The following is a 14979-nucleotide window of genomic DNA, read 5'->3' on the forward strand; positions in this document are numbered from 1 at the left end:
ATTTCGGCCAGTCGCCATATCGCTGGCGGCGATTTTCTTCCCAGAATCGCTTCGTAGACCGCCATCCTGCCGCTCACTATCATCGGCTGATCATTTCCTCACGCATGAACCCTTGTCCGGAGAGCGCCCGCGCGCTTGCCGCGGCATCGCTCATGCCTCGATACCGTCTTTGGACTGGAGAATGGCTTCCATGCAGCATCCCGTTATTTCCGCCCGCGGCGCCGCGCGCTTCGTCAGGCTGCTGGCCGCCGCGCTGCTCGGCGCGGCCCTGCTGGCCGGCGCGCAGGCCGAACCCGCGCCGCTGAAGGTCGGCGTGTCGACCACCCCGCAGATCGACGCGCTGAAGATCGCCGCGAAGGAAGCGAAGGCGCAGGGGCTCGACGTGAAGATCATCGAGTTCACCGACTGGAATACGCCGAACGCGGCGCTCGCGAACAAGGACATCGACGTCAACTACTTCCAGCACGTCCCGTTCCTCGAGAACGCGAAGCAGCAGCGCGGCTACAACTTCGTGTCGATCGCGCCGGGCACGATCATGAAGATCGGCCTCTATTCGAAGAAGGTGAAAAGCTTCAGCGAGCTGAAGGACGGCGCGACGGTCGCGATCGCGAACGATCCCGTCAACGGCGGGCGCGGCCTGCTGCTGCTGCAGCGCGCGGGGCTCGTCGCGCTGAAGCCGGGCGTCGACTACCGCGCGACCACGCACGACATCGTGTCGAACCCGAAGCACCTGAAGATCATCGCGCTCGAGGCGTCGCAGCTCGCGCGCTCGCTCGACGACGTCGATCTCGCGCAGGGCTACCCGAGCTTCATCAAGCTCGCGGGCACGACCGACCCGAACAGCGCGCTGCTGTTCGACGGCACCGAGAACAAGAACTACGCGCTGCAGTGGGTCGTGCGGCCGGAGAGCGTGAACGACGCGCGCATCCGCAAGTTCATCGCGATCTACCAGCAATCGCCGGCGGTGCGCAAGGCGCTCGACAACGCGTTCGGCTCGCTGTACGCGATCGCGTGGTGACGGAGGCGCGCATGGCGAACCAGAAGAAGATCCTGCTCAACGCGTTCAACATGAACTGCGTCGGGCACATCAACCACGGCCTGTGGACGCACCCGCGCGACCGCTCCGCGCACTACACCGATCTCGACTACTGGGCGGATCTCGCGAAGACGCTCGAGCGCGGCAAGTTCGACGGCATCTTCCTCGCGGACATCGTCGGCGTGTACGACGTGTTCGGCGGCGGCCCGGACGCCGCGCTGCGCGAATCGGTGCAGGTGCCCGTCAACGATCCGCTGCTGATCGTGCCCGCGATGGCGCAGGTCACGCGGCATCTCGGCTTCGGCGTGACCGCGAACCTCACCTACGAGCCGCCGTACCTGTTCGCGCGGCGCATGTCGACGCTCGATCACCTGACGAAGGGGCGCGTCGGCTGGAACATCGTCACCGGCTATCTGGACAGCGCCGCGCGCGGGATGGGCCTCGCGCAGCAGATCGGCCACGACGACCGCTACGAGCGCGCGGACGACTACATGGAGGTCGTCTACAAGCTGTGGGAGCAGAGCTGGGACGACGACGCGGTGATCCGCGACGCGCACGCGCGCGTGTTCGCGCAGCCGGGCAAGGTGCGGCGCGTGAAGCACGACGGGCCGTTCTATTCGATCGATGCGATCCACCTGTGCGAGCCGTCGCCGCAGCGCACGCCGGTGCTGTACCAGGCGGGCGCGTCGGCGCGCGGCGTCGAGTTCGCGGGCCGGCACGCGGAGTGCGTGTTCGTGAACGGCCAGAGCAAGGCGGCCGCGCGCGCGGCGGTGCTCGACATTCGCGCGGCGGCGGCGCGGCAAGGGCGCGATCCGGCGTCGATCAGGATCTTTGCCGGCGTGACCGTCGTCACCGCCGAGAACGAACGGCTCGCGCGCGAGAAGTTCGACGAATACCGGCGCTACGCGAGCCCCGAAGCCGGCCTCGCGCATTTCGCGAGCTCGACCGGCATCGACTTCGCGAAGTACGGGCTCGACGAGCCGATCTCGTACGTGAAGACCGATTCGATCCAGTCCGCGGTCGACGCGATCTCGAAGAAGAGCACGAGCGGCGCGTGGACCGTGCGGCGCATGCTCGACCAGATGTCGCTCGGCGGCCGCTATCACCCGATCGTCGGCTCGCCGTCGCAGGTCGCGGACGAGCTGCAGGCGTGGATCGACGAGACCGGCATCGACGGCTTCAACCTGACGCGCACGGTGATGCCCGAGTCGTTCGAGGATTTCGTCGACTGGGTCGTGCCGGAGCTGCAGAACCGCGGCGTCTACAAGGAAGACTACGATCCCGCGCCGACGCTGCGCGAGAAGCTGTTCGGCGCCGGCGCGCGCCTGCCCGCGTGGCATGCGGGCGCGCGGCACCGGCCGGCGGCCGCGCACGAGCCGGCGCATGCGTGAACGCGACGGAGCAATGCGATGACGCAATTTTTCGATACGCTGGGTTTCGTCGACACGTCGGCCGCGCCCGCCGGGCGTGACGCGCAAGCGCGCGCGGCCGATCGGGCCGACGCCGCGGTTGCGGACGGCGTTGCCGTCGCGCTGGAGCAGGTCGGCAAGGTGTTCGCGTCGCCGCGCGGGCAGGCCGCCGCGTTGCGCGACGTGACGCTGGACGTGCGGCGCGGCGAGGTGTTCGGCATCATCGGCCGCAGCGGCGCGGGCAAGTCGACGCTGCTGCGGCTCGTCAACGGGCTCGAACGGCCGACGTCGGGCCGCGTGCGCGTGCAGGGCGTCGACGTCGGCGCGCTCGACGAGGACGGCCTCGTCGCGCTGCGCCGCCGCACCGGGATGGTGTTCCAGCATTTCAACCTGCTGTCCGCGAAGACGGTCGCCGAGAACGTCGCGCTGCCGCTGAAGATCGCCGGCGTGCCGAAGGCCGAGCGCGCACGCAAGGTCGCGGCGCTGCTCGAGCTGGTTGGCCTCGCGGCGAAGCGGGATGCGTATCCGGCGAGCCTGTCCGGCGGCCAGAAGCAGCGCGTCGGCATTGCACGCGCGCTCGTGCACGATCCTGAAGTATTGCTCTGCGACGAGGCGACGTCGGCGCTCGATCCGGAGACGACGCAGTCGATCCTCGCGCTGCTCGCCGACATCAATCGCCGCCTCGGCCTGACGATCGTGCTGATCACGCACGAGATGGAAGTGATCCGCGCGGTGTGCGACACCGTCGCGGTGATCGAGCAGGGCGAGGTCGTCGAGACGGGCCCAGTGTGGCGCGTGTTCGGCGCGCCGCGGCACGGCGCGACGCGCGCGCTGCTCAGCACGCTGGTGCACGACCTCCCGGCCGAACTCGCGGCGCGCGTGCAGCCGCTGCCCGCGCACGCGGCGCTGCCCGACGGCGCGCAGGTCGTGCTCGACCTGCGCTATACGGGCGAGAGCGGCGGCGAGCCGGACGTCGGCGCGCTCGCGGCGGCGCTCGGCGGCTCGGTGCGGTTCCTGCACGGCGGCGTCGAGCGCATCCAGGGGCGCGCGCAGGGCCGCCTCGTGATCGCGTCGGCGGCCGACGCGCGCGCGCCCGGCGCGCTCGCCGCGCTGCTCGAACGCGTGCGCCGCCATGCGAACCATGCGGAGGTGCTCGGCTATGTTTGAGCTCTGGTGGCCCGAACTGCTCGACGCGATGCGCGACACGCTGTCGATGGTCGCTGCGTCGGCGGCGCTCGCGGCGCTTCTCGGCACCCCGCTCGCGGTGATCCTCGTGACGACCGCGCCGGGCGGCATCTACGCGCGGCGCGGCCTGAACGCGGCGCTCGGCGCGATCGTCAACGTGTTCCGCTCGACGCCGTTCATCATCCTGCTCGTCGCGCTGCTGCCGTTCACGCGCGTGCTGATCGGCACGACGATCGGCGTGTGGGCGGCCGTCGTGCCGCTGTCGATCGCGGCGATTCCGTTCTTTGCGCGCGTGGCCGAGGTGAGCCTGCGCGAAGTGGATCGCGGGCTGATCGAGGCCGCGCTCGCGATGGGCGCGAAGCGCCGCCACATCGTATGGCACGTGCTGCTGCCGGAGGCGCTGCCCGGCATGCTCGGCGGCTTCACGATCACCGTGGTCGCGCTGATCGGCTCGACCGCGATGGCGGGCGCGGTCGGCGCGGGCGGGCTCGGCGACCTCGCGATCCGCTACGGCTACCAGCGTTTCGACACCACCGTCATGGCGACCGTGATCGTGATCCTGATCGCGCTCGTCTCGGCCGTGCAAGTCACGGGCGACCGCCTGGCCCGACGACTGGCCAGGCGCACCTGAGCGGGCGCCACGAGCGCCTGCTTTCCCCTCTAACGATCCTGAGAGACCGATTCATCATGACATTGCCCATCGGCGCGCCGCGCGAGTGGAACGCCCAGTTCGAGGAAGCCCTGTTCCTGGAGGTGGCGCGCCGCCACCGTCCCGATTTTCCGGCCAAGCTCGCCGCGCCGCCGCGCGAGCCGCGCAACGCGGACGAGCTGGCCGCCGTCGCGGACTACTACACGAAGATGGCGTCGCACGACCTGTTCATCGTGCAGGTCGTCGCGAAGGCGATCGACACGCTGTTCCGCGACGATCCGCATTTCCAGCTGATCCTGTCGCGCCAGCTCGGCGACGACGGCGCGCATGCGGTGATCGGCCGCGAGCGCGTGCTGGAGCTGACCGGGCGCGATCCGCTGCCGGAGATCGATGCGCTCGTCGCCGCGCACTGGGCGCGGCTGGGCGATCTGCCGGTGCGCGACCTTGCGGGCTTTCTCGCGTTCGAATGGCACTACGAGCTGCACATCCTCGCGAAGCTGTGGATTCAGCGCAAGACCGGCGGCATCGCCGACGGCGCGATGCGCGAGCACGGCGAGAACCGCATCCGTCCCGACGAGGAATGGCATCGCGTGCAGATCGTGCAATGGTGGTTCGAGAAGCTGGCCGCGTTGCCGGCGGCCGAGCGCGACGCGCTGATCGAGCGCGTGATCGACGCCGACGAGGAAACGCAGCGGCGGCTCGACGGCTATCTGCACGAGGAATACGCGCATACCGCCGAGGTGTTCGGCGCGGACATCGCCGACTATCGCGCGATCTACGACGACTGGCGCCGCGAGATTCTCGCGCGGCTGACCGGGCGGCCCGCGCTCGGTTCGCTGGTGCCGCTGTCGCGCGAGCCGGTCGCGCAGGAAGCGCTCGCATGAACGATCCGCGCGGCCCCGCGACGCTTGCCCTCGAAACGGATGCGCCCGTGCTGAATCCGGACGCGCTCGCGCGCGTGATCGACGCGCTGCGCGGCAGCGCCGCCGCGCGCGATCGCGCGGGCGGCCACGCCGCGCAGGAGAAGCAATGGCTCGCGGATGCGGGCCTGCTGACGCTCGCGGTGCCGCGCGCGTTCGGCGGGCAGGAAGCCGCGTGGCCCGCGATCTACGACGCAATCCGGCAGATCGCGCGCGTCGACAGCGCGCTCGCGCATCTGGTCGGCTTCCAGTGCCTGCAGGTCGTGAGCGTCGACGTGTGGGGCAGCCCCGCGCAGCGCGAGCGCTATCTGCGCGGCACCGTCGCGCAACGCTGGTGGTGGGGCAATGCGGTCAATCCGCTCGACACGCGGCTCGTCGCGACCGCGACGCCCGACGGCGGCTACCGGCTCGACGGCGTGAAAGGCTTCTGCTCGGGCACGCGCGGCTCGCAGCGGATGACCGTGTCCGCGCACGATCCGGCGCTCGGCCGGACCGTGTTCGGCGTGGTGCCGACCGCGCGCGCGGGCATCACCGTAAACGACGACTGGGACCCGATCGGCCAGCGCCAGACCGACAGCGGCAGCGTGACGTTCGACGGCGTGGCGCTCGCGCCCGATGAAGTGCTGCACCGCTCGGAAGCGCCGCCGACGCCGCGCGCGACGCTGCGCACGCTGGTGTCGCAACTGGTGCTGACGAACCTGTTCGTCGGGCTCGCCGAAGGCGCGCTGGCCGACGCGCGCGAATACGTGCTGCGGCAAGGGCGGCCGTGGATTCATGCGGGCGTCGAGCGCGCGACCGACGATCCGTACACGCTGCAGCGCTTCGGCGACATGCGCGTGCAGGCGGTGGCCGCCGCGGCGCTCGCCGATCGCGCGGCCGATGCGTTGCAGCGCGCATGGACGCTGCGCGATGCGCTGACGGCCGACGGGCGGGCCGAGGTGGCGCTGGCGGTATCCGAAGCGAAGATCGTCGCGCAGCGCGCGGCGCTCGAGAATGGCGAAGCGCTGTTCGATGCGTGCGGCGCGCGGGCGACGGCCGCGTCGCTCGGGTTCGACCGGTTCTGGCGCAATGCGCGCACGCATACGCTGCACGATCCGCTGGACTACCGGCTGCGGGATGTCGGGCGGTTTGCGTTGACGGGGGCGTTGCCCGAGGCGTCGCTGTATACGTGACCATGACGAACGCGTGCGGCGTTCGACGCGGCCGCGCCGACGTATCCGTTTCTAGATCGGGAGGCGGGTCGTCTGCTTGATCCGCTTCAGCGGGATCTCGGTCTGGATGTTGCGTACCCCGGCGATCCGCGTGAGCGTCTCCATCTGAAAGCGCTGGAAGTCGTCCAGATCCTTTGCGATGACGCGCAGCAGGTAGTCGTAGCTGCCGGCCATCAGATGGCATTCGAGCACTTCCGGCGCTTTTTCGATTTCCCGCGCGAAGTGTTCCACCGTCGTTTTGTCCTGGCGTTCCAGCGTGACGCGCACAAAGGCCGTCAACCTCAACTCGACGGCCGCGGGATTCAGCAGCGCAACGTACGCGTCGATCACGCCTTGCTCTTCCAGCAGGTGAACGCGGCGCAGGCAAGGGGTAGCCGAAAGCCCGGCATGCTGCGCCAGCTCGGCGTTCGTCCGGTTCGAGTTCTGTTGCAACGCACGCAGAATGCGCTTGTCGATCGCATCGAGCTTGATTGGCATGATTCACTACCATGATCGTGAATATTGGAGAATAGCGCCAAATTCGTAGCCGATCATGGCCAGGATTGCATCCAATCGCTCCGGGAGGATGGCCATAATCTGACGACTGTCCACCCTTTCAGGAGTCGTCCGATGCTGCACGTCTCGTGGTTGCCGTTCCTGGCCACCTCCCTTTTGATCATCGTTACCCCGGGCCAGGACATGGTCCTCGTGATGTCGCGCACGCTCTCCGGCGGCACCCGCACGGGCGTCGTCACCGCGGCGGGCGTCAGCGTCGGGCTCATCGTGCACACGATGTTGGCGACGCTGGGCCTGGGGGCGCTGCTTCAGGCATCCGAATGGCTGTTCACGGTGCTGAAGCTGGCCGGCGCGCTGTACCTCCTGTACCTCGGCGTCACGCTGCTACGCTCGTCGGGAGAGCTGACGTTGTCGAGCGGCGGCCGCGCGCAGGAATCGGCGCTGCGCACGTTCGCGCAGGGCGCGCTGTCGAACGTGTCGAATCCGAAGGTCGCGCTGTTCTACCTGGCCTTTCTGCCGCAGTTCGTGCAGGCGGATGCGGCGCGACCGATGCTGTCGGTATTCGTGCTGGGCGCGACGTTCGCCGGCCTGACGTTTCTCGTCAAAGGCCCGGTCGCGCTGTTCGCCGGCCTGCTGTCGACATCGATCCGCCGCAACCCGCGCATCCTGACCCGCATGCATCGCATCAGCGGCGTCGTGTTGCTGGGGCTCGGCGTGAAGCTGGCGCTGGAGCGGCGGTGACGCGTACTCCGGGGGCAAGCGTCGTGCCGCGGCCGGACGCTGCGGTACCATTGCGCCGTGCAACCTGAGAGGCGGTGCCGCACCGGCAGCCGCGCACATCGACGACAAGCCATTCCCGGGGGAATTGAAGAATGAAAAAGACAGTCGCACTGATCGCCTGCACGGCGTTCCTCGCGCTCGCCGCCACGACCGGCCGCGCCCAGACCGAATCCGCGCAGGCGGAAATGAAGGCCGCGTCGGCAGCCTTGAACAAGGCCGTCGTGAAGGGGCCGGCCGATATCGACCTGAAGCACCAGGCGGTGCTGAAGCTGACGCAGGGCGAAGCATTCGTGCCGGCTGCCGAGGCGGGCCGCTACCTGCGCGCGATGGGCAACACCGTCGACGAGTCGAAGCTGGTCGGCATGGTGCTCCCCGCCGATCCGGACGCCGACTGGATATCGGTCGTGTCGTTCGAGCCGAGCGGCTACATCCGCGACGACGACGCGAAGGACTGGAAGCCGGACGAACTGCTCGCGAGCCTGAAGGAGGGCACCGAGGAGGGCAACGCGTCGCGCAAGGAGCGCGGCCTGCCCGAATTCGAGGTGGTCGGCTGGGCGCAGCCTCCGGCGTACGACGCCAACAAGCACCGGCTCGTCTGGTCGTCGATCATGCGCGACAAGGGCGCGCTCCCGAACCCGGTGACCGACGGCGCGAACTACCGGACGCTCGCGCTCGGCCGCGACGGCTACCTGTCGCTGACGTTGGTGTCGAGCCTCGACGACCTGCCGAAATACAAGCCGTCGGCCGACGATCTGCTCGCGCACATCGATTTCAAGGACGGCAAGCGCTACGCCGATTTCAACAAGTCGACCGACCACGTCGCCGAATACGGCCTCGCGGCGCTGATCGTCGGCGTCGGCGCGAAGAAGCTCGGCCTCCTCGCGGTGATCGGCGCGTTCGTGGCGAAGTTCTTCAAGGTCGGCCTCGTCGCGCTGCTGGGCGGCGGCGCGGCGCTCAAGCGCTTCTTCGGCCGCAAGCCGAAGGCCGCCGCCGCCCCCGCGATTGCCGACGCGGCCGACACGGAGCGCAAGGAATGACGAAGCTGCTGCTGCTGATCTTCGGCGGCCTGAAGCTCGGCAAGGTGCTCGTTTCGGCGGGCACGATGCTGGCTTCGATCGCGGTCTATGCGCTGTTCTACGGCTGGCGGTTCGCGGCCGGCTTCGTCGCGCTGCTGCTCGTGCACGAAGCCGGCCACTACGTGGCCGCGCAGCGGCGCGGGCTGGCCGTCGGGCTGCCGACCTTCATCCCGTTCGTCGGCGCGTGGATCCAGCTCAAGGAGATGCCGCACGACGCGGAAACCGAGGCCTACGTCGGGCTGGCCGGCCCGTTCGTCGGCACGCTCGGCGCGCTCGCCTGCTACGCGGCGGCGCGTCAGTACGACAGCAGCCTGCTGCTCGCGCTCGCCTATACGGGCTTCTTCCTGAACCTGTTCAACATGATTCCGCTGTCGCCGTTCGACGGCGGGCGGATCACCGCGGTGCTGTCGCCGCGGATCTGGTTCGCGGGCGTGCCGGTGCTGGTCGCGTTGTTCGCGTACCGGCCGAGTCCGCTGCTGATCGTGATGGCGATCCTCGCGCTGCCGCAGTTGAAGCGCGCGTGGCGCTACGATCCCGACGCGCCGGAGAACCGCGTCTATTACGCGACGTCGATCGAGACCAAGGCGACCTATGCGCTCTGCTACGTCGGCCTGCTGGCGTTTCTCGCGCTGATGACGTCCGGCGTGCACGACATGCTGGGCGCCGTGCGTTCCGCGAGCTGATGCAGACGGCGGCCGCGCATGGCGGCCGCCGAACCTTCACGCGGCGCGATGCCGCAATTCGACCCGCCTGATGTCCTTCACGATCACGAGGTAGCTCAGCACGGTGACGAGCGCGTTGAGCCCGACGAACACCAGCGCGCCGTTGAACGAGCCGCTCGCGCCGACCAGGTAGCCGATCGCGATCGGCGCGACGATCCCCGCCGTGTTGCCGAACATGTTGAAGAGGCTGCCCGACAGGCCGATCGCTTCCTTCGGCGCGGTATCCGCGACGACCGCCCAGCCGAGCGAGCCGATGCCCTTGCCGAAGAACGACAGCGCCATCAGCACGATCACGAGCGCTTCGCTGTCGACGTAGTTGCAGCCGATGATCACCATCGACAGCAGCATCCCGCCGACGATCGGGATCTTGCGCGCGCGCGTCAGCGACACGCCGCGCCGGATCAGCGCGTCCGACAGCATCCCGCCCAGCACGCCGCCGAGGAACCCGCAGATCGCGGGCAGCGACGTCATGAAGCCGGCCTTCAGCAGCGACATCCCGCGCGCCTGCACGAGATAGATCGGGAACCACGTCAGGAAGAAGTAGGTGAGCACGTTCACGCAATACTGGCCGAGATAGACGCCGATCAGCATCCGGTTCGACAGGAGCTGGCGCACGTAGTACCAGCCCGCGACCTTGTTGCTCTCGGCGGGCGCGCCGTTGCCGCGTGCGTTCGTGCGCACGAGGCCGCCGCCTTGCTCGATGTGCTCGAGTTCCGCGCGGTTCACCGCCGGATGATCGGCCGGGTCCTTCACGACGCGCAGCCACACGAGCGCGAGCGCGATGCCGGCGAGGCCGAGCCACAGGTACACGTGGCGCCAGCCGTATGCGTGCGTGAGCCACGCCATCAGCGGCGAGAACACGACCGCCGCGAAGTACTGCGCGGAGTTGAAGATCGCCGACGCGGTGCCGCGCTCGGCGGTCGGGAACCAGCTCGCGACGACCTTCGCGTTCGCGGGGAACGCGGGCGCTTCGGCGATGCCGACCGCGAAGCGCATCGCGAACAGCGCGGCGACCGCGAGCGCCGCGCTGCCGCCGAGCCCGATCGTGCTCTGCAGCAGCGTGAACGCCGACCACAGGAAGATGCTGCCCGCATACACGCGCCGCGCGCCGAAGCGGTCGAGCAGCCAGCCGCTCGGCAACTGCGCGAGCACGTACGCCCAGCTGAACGCCGAGAAGATGTAGCCCATCGTCACCGGGTCGATGCCGAACACCTTGCGGATCGGCGTGCCGGTGATCGACAGCGTCGCGCGGTCGGCGTAGTTGAGCGTCGTGACGACGAACAGCATCGCGAGGATCCAGTAGCGCACGGCGGTGCGGCGCGCGGCCCGGGCCAGGTCGATCGGGAGATCGCGGGAGGAGGTCTGATTAGGCACTTTAATGTACGTCGTCATATGACATGGCGTGCAGTTTAGTGACGAGCGGCCGCGCAGCGTAACCCGGGTTTTCCCTCTCGCTGGTGCCGCAGAATCCCACTATGTAGACGGCTCTTCGGTCACGGCATGGCTCGCGGTTCGAACACGGCACGCCAACATCTAGTCGGCAGACATCGTATCTGTTGGGCTACAATAGGCGACCCATTCCTGAACCACGGAGCACACCCCATGCAACTGACAGGTGAGATGCTGATCGGCGCCGATGCGGTCTACGGCTCGGCCGGAACCTTGCACGCGTTCGACCCGACGCGCGGCGAGGCGATCGACGCGCCGGTGTTCGGCGTCGGCGGGCTGGCCGACGTCGAGCGCGCGTGCGAACTCGCGCGCGACGCGTTCGACGCGTATCGCGCGCAGCCGCTGGCGGCGCGCGCGGCGTTCCTCGACGCGATCGCGGACGAGATCGTCGCGCTCGGCGACGCGCTGATCGCGCGCGCGCACGCCGAAACCGGCCTGCCGGTTGCGCGCCTGCAAGGCGAGCGCGGCCGCACGGTCGGCCAGCTGCGCCTGTTCGCGCGGGTCGTGCGCGACGGTCGCTTTCTCGCTGCGTCGATCGATCCGGCCCAGCCCGCGCGCACGCCGCTGCCGCGCGCCGATCTGCGGCTGCAGAAGATCCCGCTCGGGCCGGTCGCCGTGTTCGGCGCGAGCAACTTCCCGCTCGCGTTCTCGGTCGCCGGCGGCGACACCGCGTCGGCGCTCGCGGCCGGCTGCCCGGTGATCGTGAAGGCGCACGAGGCGCATCTCGGCACGTCCGAGCTGGTCGGCCGCGCGATCCGCGCGGCGGTCGCGAAGTGCGGGATGCCGGCCGGCGTGTTCTCGCTGCTGATCGGGCCGGGCCGCGTGATCGGCGCGGCGCTCGTCGCCCATCCGGCGATCCAGGCGGTCGGCTTCACCGGTTCGAGGCAGGGCGGCGTCGCGCTGACGCAGCTTGCGAACGCGCGCCCGCAGCCGATCCCGGTCTATGCGGAAATGAGCAGCATCAACCCGGTGCTGCTGTTCCCGGCCGCGCTCGCCGCGCGCGGCGACGCGATCGCGACGGGCTTCGTCGATTCGCTGACGCTCGGCGTCGGCCAGTTCTGCACGAACCCGGGGCTCGTGCTCGCGCTCGACGGTCCGGATCTCGACCGCTTCGCCGCGACCGCCGCGCAGGCGCTCGCGGCGAAGCCGGCGGGCGTGATGCTGACGCGCGGCATCGCCGAAGCGTACCGCGCCGGCCGCGGCCAGCTCGCCGAGCTGGCGGGCGTGCGCCAGCTCGGCGCCGGCGGGGCGGCGCAGGGCGCCTGCGACGTGAGCGGCGCGCTGTTCGAGGTGTCCGCGCAGGCGTTTCTCGACGAGCCGGCGTTCAGCCATGAGGTGTTCGGGCCGTCGTCGCTGATCGTGCGCTGCCGCGACGTCGACGAACTGGCGCGCGTGCTCGACGCGCTCGAGGGCCAGTTGACGGCGACGCTGCAGATGGACGCGGCCGACAAGCCGCTCGCGCGCCGCCTGCTGCCGATCCTGGAGCGCAAGGCGGGGCGTCTGCTCGTCAACGGGTTCCCGACCGGCGTCGAGGTGTGCGATGCGATGGTGCACGGCGGGCCGTTCCCGGCGACGTCGAACCCGGCGGCCACGTCGGTCGGCGCGACCGCGATCGACCGCTTCCTGCGGCCGGTGTGCTACCAGGACTTCCCGGACGACCTGCTGCCGGAAGGGCTGCAGGAAGCGAACCCGCTCGGGATTCCGCGTCTGCGCGACGGCAGCGCGGCGTGAGCGCGGGCCGGCGAAAACCTTGAAGAGGACGGCGCCCGCTCGCGGGCGCTATCGTGCGGTTTCTCGTATCACGATCAAGACAAGTCGACCGGTCCGCCGAGGGCGCGACACAGCATCGACAAGTCGTGAATGGTGAGGTGCGGGGAGCGGGTGTCGGGCGCCAGGCGTTCCATCTCGGGATGATTCCGGCGAACCAGCCACGCAGCCTGCAGCCCGGCGTTCAATGCCCCGAGAACGTCGAGATGAAAGTCGTCGCCCACGTGAAGCAATTCCGCGGGATGCACGCTCGCCGCTCTCGCGGCCGCAAGGAATATTCCGGGCTCGGGCTTCGCGGTGCCCAGCGCACCCGCACTGAACGTGCCACGAAAGAACTCGCTGCCGCCGGTCAGCCGGAGGTCCGCGTTGCCGTTCGTCACGGCGATGAGCGGAAACCTGGCGCTCAGCCACGCCAGCGCCGGCCGGACGTCGTCGTAAAACTCGACCTGCTGCCGGGCGGAAAAGAACACGCGGTATGCGTGTTCGGCCAGGTCGACGTCTTCCCTCGCCCGCTCCAGCGCGAGCCTGATCGAACCGATTCGCAGCGCACGATAGTCGTTGACGAGGTCGGGGCGCGAGCGCTCGTACTCGGTGCGCAACTGGCTCAGCGCTTGCCGCGTCGGCAGGATGCGCGCCGTATTGGGCGCGTGCTCGAGCAGCCATGCATGCAGCGTCGCTTCGGCCCGCTCGACGGCCGGCCCGAACGGCCACAGGGTGTCGTCGAGGTCGAACGAGATGGCGGATACCTTGCCTAGACGCATAGCGGCTGAAGGAGCGGATTGGCAATCCGGACGTAATCGGCCGAACTGAGCACGATGGATCGGTCGAGCCGGCCGGCGTTGAACGCGATCTCATCGAAGCTGCCGATCAGATCCGGATCGGCGATCAGCCTGATGGCCGGCGAGAACGAGAACGGCGGGATCGCCCCGATCGCGCACCCGGTTTCATGCTGCGCTTCGTCGGCTGACGCGAGCGTGGCCTTCTTGAGCCCGGCCGCTGCCGCGACCTTCTTGAAGTCCAGCTTCCTGTCGCCGGGAAGGATCGCGAGAATCAACGCGTGCCCGGCATCCTTGCCCCTGCACAGCATCGCTTTCGCGCCTTGCCCCGGTGATGTCCCGCGAATGGCGGCAACCAGGTCGGAGCGTCCCTCCGCCGGGTGTTCGATCACCCGATACCTGGCGCCTTCACGGTCGAGCAACGCAACCAGCTTTTCGTAAATGGATGACATGGTATTCAATTGTCCCGACACATTGCAGGTCGCGTCACCAGAACCGCACTGCCCGGCGCCGTCGCTTACGACGTCACGAGCGAGCAGAATCGTTCGAGGTCGATATTGCCGCCGCTGACGATGATGCCGACGCGCTTGCCCTTGAGCGATTCCTTCGCATTCAGCGCGGCGGCCAGTCCGAGGCATCCGGTCGGCTCCACGATCATCTTCATGCGCGTCGCGAAAAACTTCATCGCGTTCACCAGATCGGCATCCGACGCGGTGAGGATATCGTTCACATCGCGCTTGATGATGGCGAACGTGTAGTTTCCGATGTGCTGGGTTTGCGCGCCATCGGCGATCGTCTTGGGCGTATCGATGTGCACGATTTGTCCGCTGCGCAGCGAGCGCTGACCATCGTTCCCGGCTTCCGGTTCGACGCCGTACAACTCGCATTGCGGCGCGAGCGCCCGGGTCGACAGCGCGGTGCCGGAGAGCAGCCCGCCGCCGCCCATCGGCACGAACAGCGCATCGAGCGCGCCCACTTCGTCGAACAGCTCCTTCGCGGCAGTCCCTTGTCCGGCGAGCACGTCCGGGTGGTCGTATGGCGGAATCAGCGTGAGGCCCTGCTCGTCGGCGAGGCGGCGGCCGATTGCTTCGCGATCCTCTGCATAGCGGTCGTAGACGACGACGTCGGCGCCGTATCCTTTGGTCGCCGCGATCTTCGACGCAGGCGCATCGTGCGGCATCACGATCGTTGCCGGGATGCCCAGGATCTGCGCGGAAAGGGCGATGCCCTGCGCGTGGTTCCCGGAGGAGAACGCGACGACGCCGGCCTTGCGCTGTTCCGGCGAAAATTTCGACAGCGCGTTGAAGGCGCCCCGAAACTTGAAGGCGCCCATGCGCTGAAAATTCTCGCACTTGACGAACACCTCCGCGCCGATCAGTTGGTTCAGCGTGCGCGACGTGTGAACGGGCGTGCGATGTGCAATGCCGGCGATGCGCGTTGCCGCTGCCTCGACGTCGGCGAAGGTGGGGAGTTCGAAAGTCGTGGTCATGTGAGATTCGCTGGT

General features: G+C 68.9%; 15 protein-coding genes. 10 read left to right on the forward strand and 5 right to left on the reverse strand.

The features are described 5' to 3' along the window. The first annotated feature begins 190 nt into the window (after positions 1–190). Genes KY49_RS12290 through KY49_RS12315 form a run of 6 tightly spaced genes read left to right on the forward strand, consistent with a single transcriptional unit; the run spans position 191 to position 6371 of the window. On the forward strand, positions 191–1018 hold the full coding sequence (locus KY49_RS12290; protein ID WP_042584923.1) for a MetQ/NlpA family ABC transporter substrate-binding protein: 828 nt from the start codon (positions 191–193) through the stop codon (positions 1016–1018). An 11-nt stretch (positions 1019–1029) separates the two neighbouring features. Continuing rightward, on the forward strand, positions 1030–2427 hold the full coding sequence (locus tag KY49_RS12295; RefSeq protein WP_042585005.1) for an LLM class flavin-dependent oxidoreductase: 1398 nt from the start codon (positions 1030–1032) through the stop codon (positions 2425–2427). Between the two features lie 18 nt (positions 2428–2445). Beyond that, positions 2446–3612, forward strand: a complete 1167-nt coding sequence (locus tag KY49_RS12300; RefSeq protein ID WP_042584924.1) for a methionine ABC transporter ATP-binding protein — start codon at positions 2446–2448, stop codon at positions 3610–3612. Continuing rightward, positions 3605–4261, forward strand: a complete 657-nt coding sequence (locus KY49_RS12305; RefSeq protein ID WP_042584925.1) for a methionine ABC transporter permease — start codon at positions 3605–3607, stop codon at positions 4259–4261. The genes KY49_RS12300 and KY49_RS12305 overlap by 8 nt, the downstream gene beginning before the upstream one ends. Before the next feature lie 56 nt (positions 4262–4317). After that, the gene (locus tag KY49_RS12310) at positions 4318–5163 is read left to right on the forward strand and encodes a hypothetical protein (protein WP_042584926.1); all 846 of its coding nucleotides are present in this window, start codon (positions 4318–4320) and stop codon (positions 5161–5163) included. Further along, positions 5160–6371, forward strand: a complete 1212-nt coding sequence (locus KY49_RS12315; RefSeq protein WP_042584927.1) for an acyl-CoA dehydrogenase family protein — start codon at positions 5160–5162, stop codon at positions 6369–6371. The genes KY49_RS12310 and KY49_RS12315 overlap by 4 nt, the downstream gene beginning before the upstream one ends. 51 nt (positions 6372–6422) lie before the next feature. Here the strand turns inward: KY49_RS12315 and KY49_RS12320 are convergent, their stop codons facing one another. After that, entirely contained in the window at positions 6423–6887 is a 465-nt protein-coding gene (locus KY49_RS12320; protein ID WP_042584928.1) for an Lrp/AsnC family transcriptional regulator, read from the reverse strand. A 132-nt stretch (positions 6888–7019) separates the two neighbouring features. Here KY49_RS12320 and KY49_RS12325 point away from each other — a divergent pair, with 132 nt between their 5' ends. The 3 genes from KY49_RS12325 (at position 7020) to KY49_RS12335 (ending at position 9444) form a co-directional block, all read left to right on the forward strand. Next, complete coding sequence (locus tag KY49_RS12325) at positions 7020–7646, forward strand: LysE family translocator (protein ID WP_042584929.1); 627 nt, start codon at positions 7020–7022, stop codon at positions 7644–7646. A 131-nt stretch (positions 7647–7777) separates the two neighbouring features. Continuing rightward, positions 7778–8722, forward strand: a complete 945-nt coding sequence (locus KY49_RS12330; RefSeq protein ID WP_042584930.1) for a DUF2167 domain-containing protein — start codon at positions 7778–7780, stop codon at positions 8720–8722. Beyond that, complete coding sequence (locus tag KY49_RS12335; RefSeq protein ID WP_042584931.1) at positions 8719–9444, forward strand: site-2 protease family protein; 726 nt, start codon at positions 8719–8721, stop codon at positions 9442–9444. Before KY49_RS12330 ends, KY49_RS12335 begins: the two co-directional genes overlap by 4 nt. Before the next feature lie 36 nt (positions 9445–9480). Here KY49_RS12335 and KY49_RS12340 read toward each other — a convergent pair whose 3' ends face one another. Continuing rightward, entirely contained in the window at positions 9481–10857 is a 1377-nt protein-coding gene (locus KY49_RS12340) for an MFS transporter (RefSeq protein WP_042584932.1), read from the reverse strand. A gap of 228 nt (positions 10858–11085) precedes the next feature. On the opposite strand from KY49_RS12340, the gene KY49_RS12345 reads away from it, so the two are divergent. Continuing rightward, positions 11086–12663, forward strand: a complete 1578-nt coding sequence (locus KY49_RS12345) for an aldehyde dehydrogenase (NADP(+)) (protein WP_042584933.1) — start codon at positions 11086–11088, stop codon at positions 12661–12663. Between the two features lie 74 nt (positions 12664–12737). Here the strand turns inward: KY49_RS12345 and KY49_RS12350 are convergent, their stop codons facing one another. The 3 genes from KY49_RS12350 to KY49_RS12360 all read right to left on the reverse strand — a co-directional run bounded on the left by KY49_RS12350 (position 12738) and on the right by KY49_RS12360 (position 14964). Further along, entirely contained in the window at positions 12738–13460 is a 723-nt protein-coding gene (locus KY49_RS12350) for an HAD family hydrolase (RefSeq protein ID WP_042584934.1), read from the reverse strand. After that, complete coding sequence (locus KY49_RS12355) at positions 13451–13927, reverse strand: YbaK/prolyl-tRNA synthetase associated domain-containing protein (RefSeq protein WP_197083565.1); 477 nt, start codon at positions 13925–13927, stop codon at positions 13451–13453. Before KY49_RS12355 ends, KY49_RS12350 begins: the two co-directional genes overlap by 10 nt. 65 nt (positions 13928–13992) lie before the next feature. After that, positions 13993–14964, reverse strand: a complete 972-nt coding sequence (locus KY49_RS12360; RefSeq protein ID WP_042584935.1) for a threo-3-hydroxy-L-aspartate ammonia-lyase — start codon at positions 14962–14964, stop codon at positions 13993–13995. Positions 14965–14979: the final 15 nt, after the last annotated feature.

The organism is Burkholderia sp. MSHR3999 (assembly GCF_000833595.1).
GTDB classification, from domain to species: Bacteria; Pseudomonadota; Gammaproteobacteria; order Burkholderiales; family Burkholderiaceae; genus Burkholderia; species Burkholderia ubonensis.

Bases quoted from the DNA above. Each gene is read 5' to 3' on its own strand.
- KY49_RS12345 (WP_042584933.1), top strand. From the start codon at position 11,086: ATGCAACTGACAGGTGAGATGCTGATCGGCGCCGATGCGGTCTACGGC.
- KY49_RS12305 (WP_042584925.1), top strand. From the start codon at position 3,605: ATGTTTGAGCTCTGGTGGCCCGAACTGCTCGACGCGATGCGCGACACG.
- KY49_RS12350 (WP_042584934.1), bottom strand. From the start codon at position 13,460: ATGCGTCTAGGCAAGGTATCCGCCATCTCGTTCGACCTCGACGACACC.
- KY49_RS12330 (WP_042584930.1), top strand. From the start codon at position 7,778: ATGAAAAAGACAGTCGCACTGATCGCCTGCACGGCGTTCCTCGCGCTC.
- KY49_RS12300 (WP_042584924.1), top strand. From the start codon at position 2,446: ATGACGCAATTTTTCGATACGCTGGGTTTCGTCGACACGTCGGCCGCG.
- KY49_RS12295 (WP_042585005.1), top strand. From the start codon at position 1,030: ATGGCGAACCAGAAGAAGATCCTGCTCAACGCGTTCAACATGAACTGC.
- KY49_RS12290 (WP_042584923.1), top strand. From the start codon at position 191: ATGCAGCATCCCGTTATTTCCGCCCGCGGCGCCGCGCGCTTCGTCAGG.
- KY49_RS12355 (WP_197083565.1), bottom strand. From the start codon at position 13,927: ATGTCATCCATTTACGAAAAGCTGGTTGCGTTGCTCGACCGTGAAGGC.
- KY49_RS12310 (WP_042584926.1), top strand. From the start codon at position 4,318: ATGACATTGCCCATCGGCGCGCCGCGCGAGTGGAACGCCCAGTTCGAG.
- KY49_RS12360 (WP_042584935.1), bottom strand. From the start codon at position 14,964: ATGACCACGACTTTCGAACTCCCCACCTTCGCCGACGTCGAGGCAGCG.
- KY49_RS12335 (WP_042584931.1), top strand. From the start codon at position 8,719: ATGACGAAGCTGCTGCTGCTGATCTTCGGCGGCCTGAAGCTCGGCAAG.
- KY49_RS12320 (WP_042584928.1), bottom strand. From the start codon at position 6,887: ATGCCAATCAAGCTCGATGCGATCGACAAGCGCATTCTGCGTGCGTTG.
- KY49_RS12325 (WP_042584929.1), top strand. From the start codon at position 7,020: ATGCTGCACGTCTCGTGGTTGCCGTTCCTGGCCACCTCCCTTTTGATC.
- KY49_RS12315 (WP_042584927.1), top strand. From the start codon at position 5,160: ATGAACGATCCGCGCGGCCCCGCGACGCTTGCCCTCGAAACGGATGCG.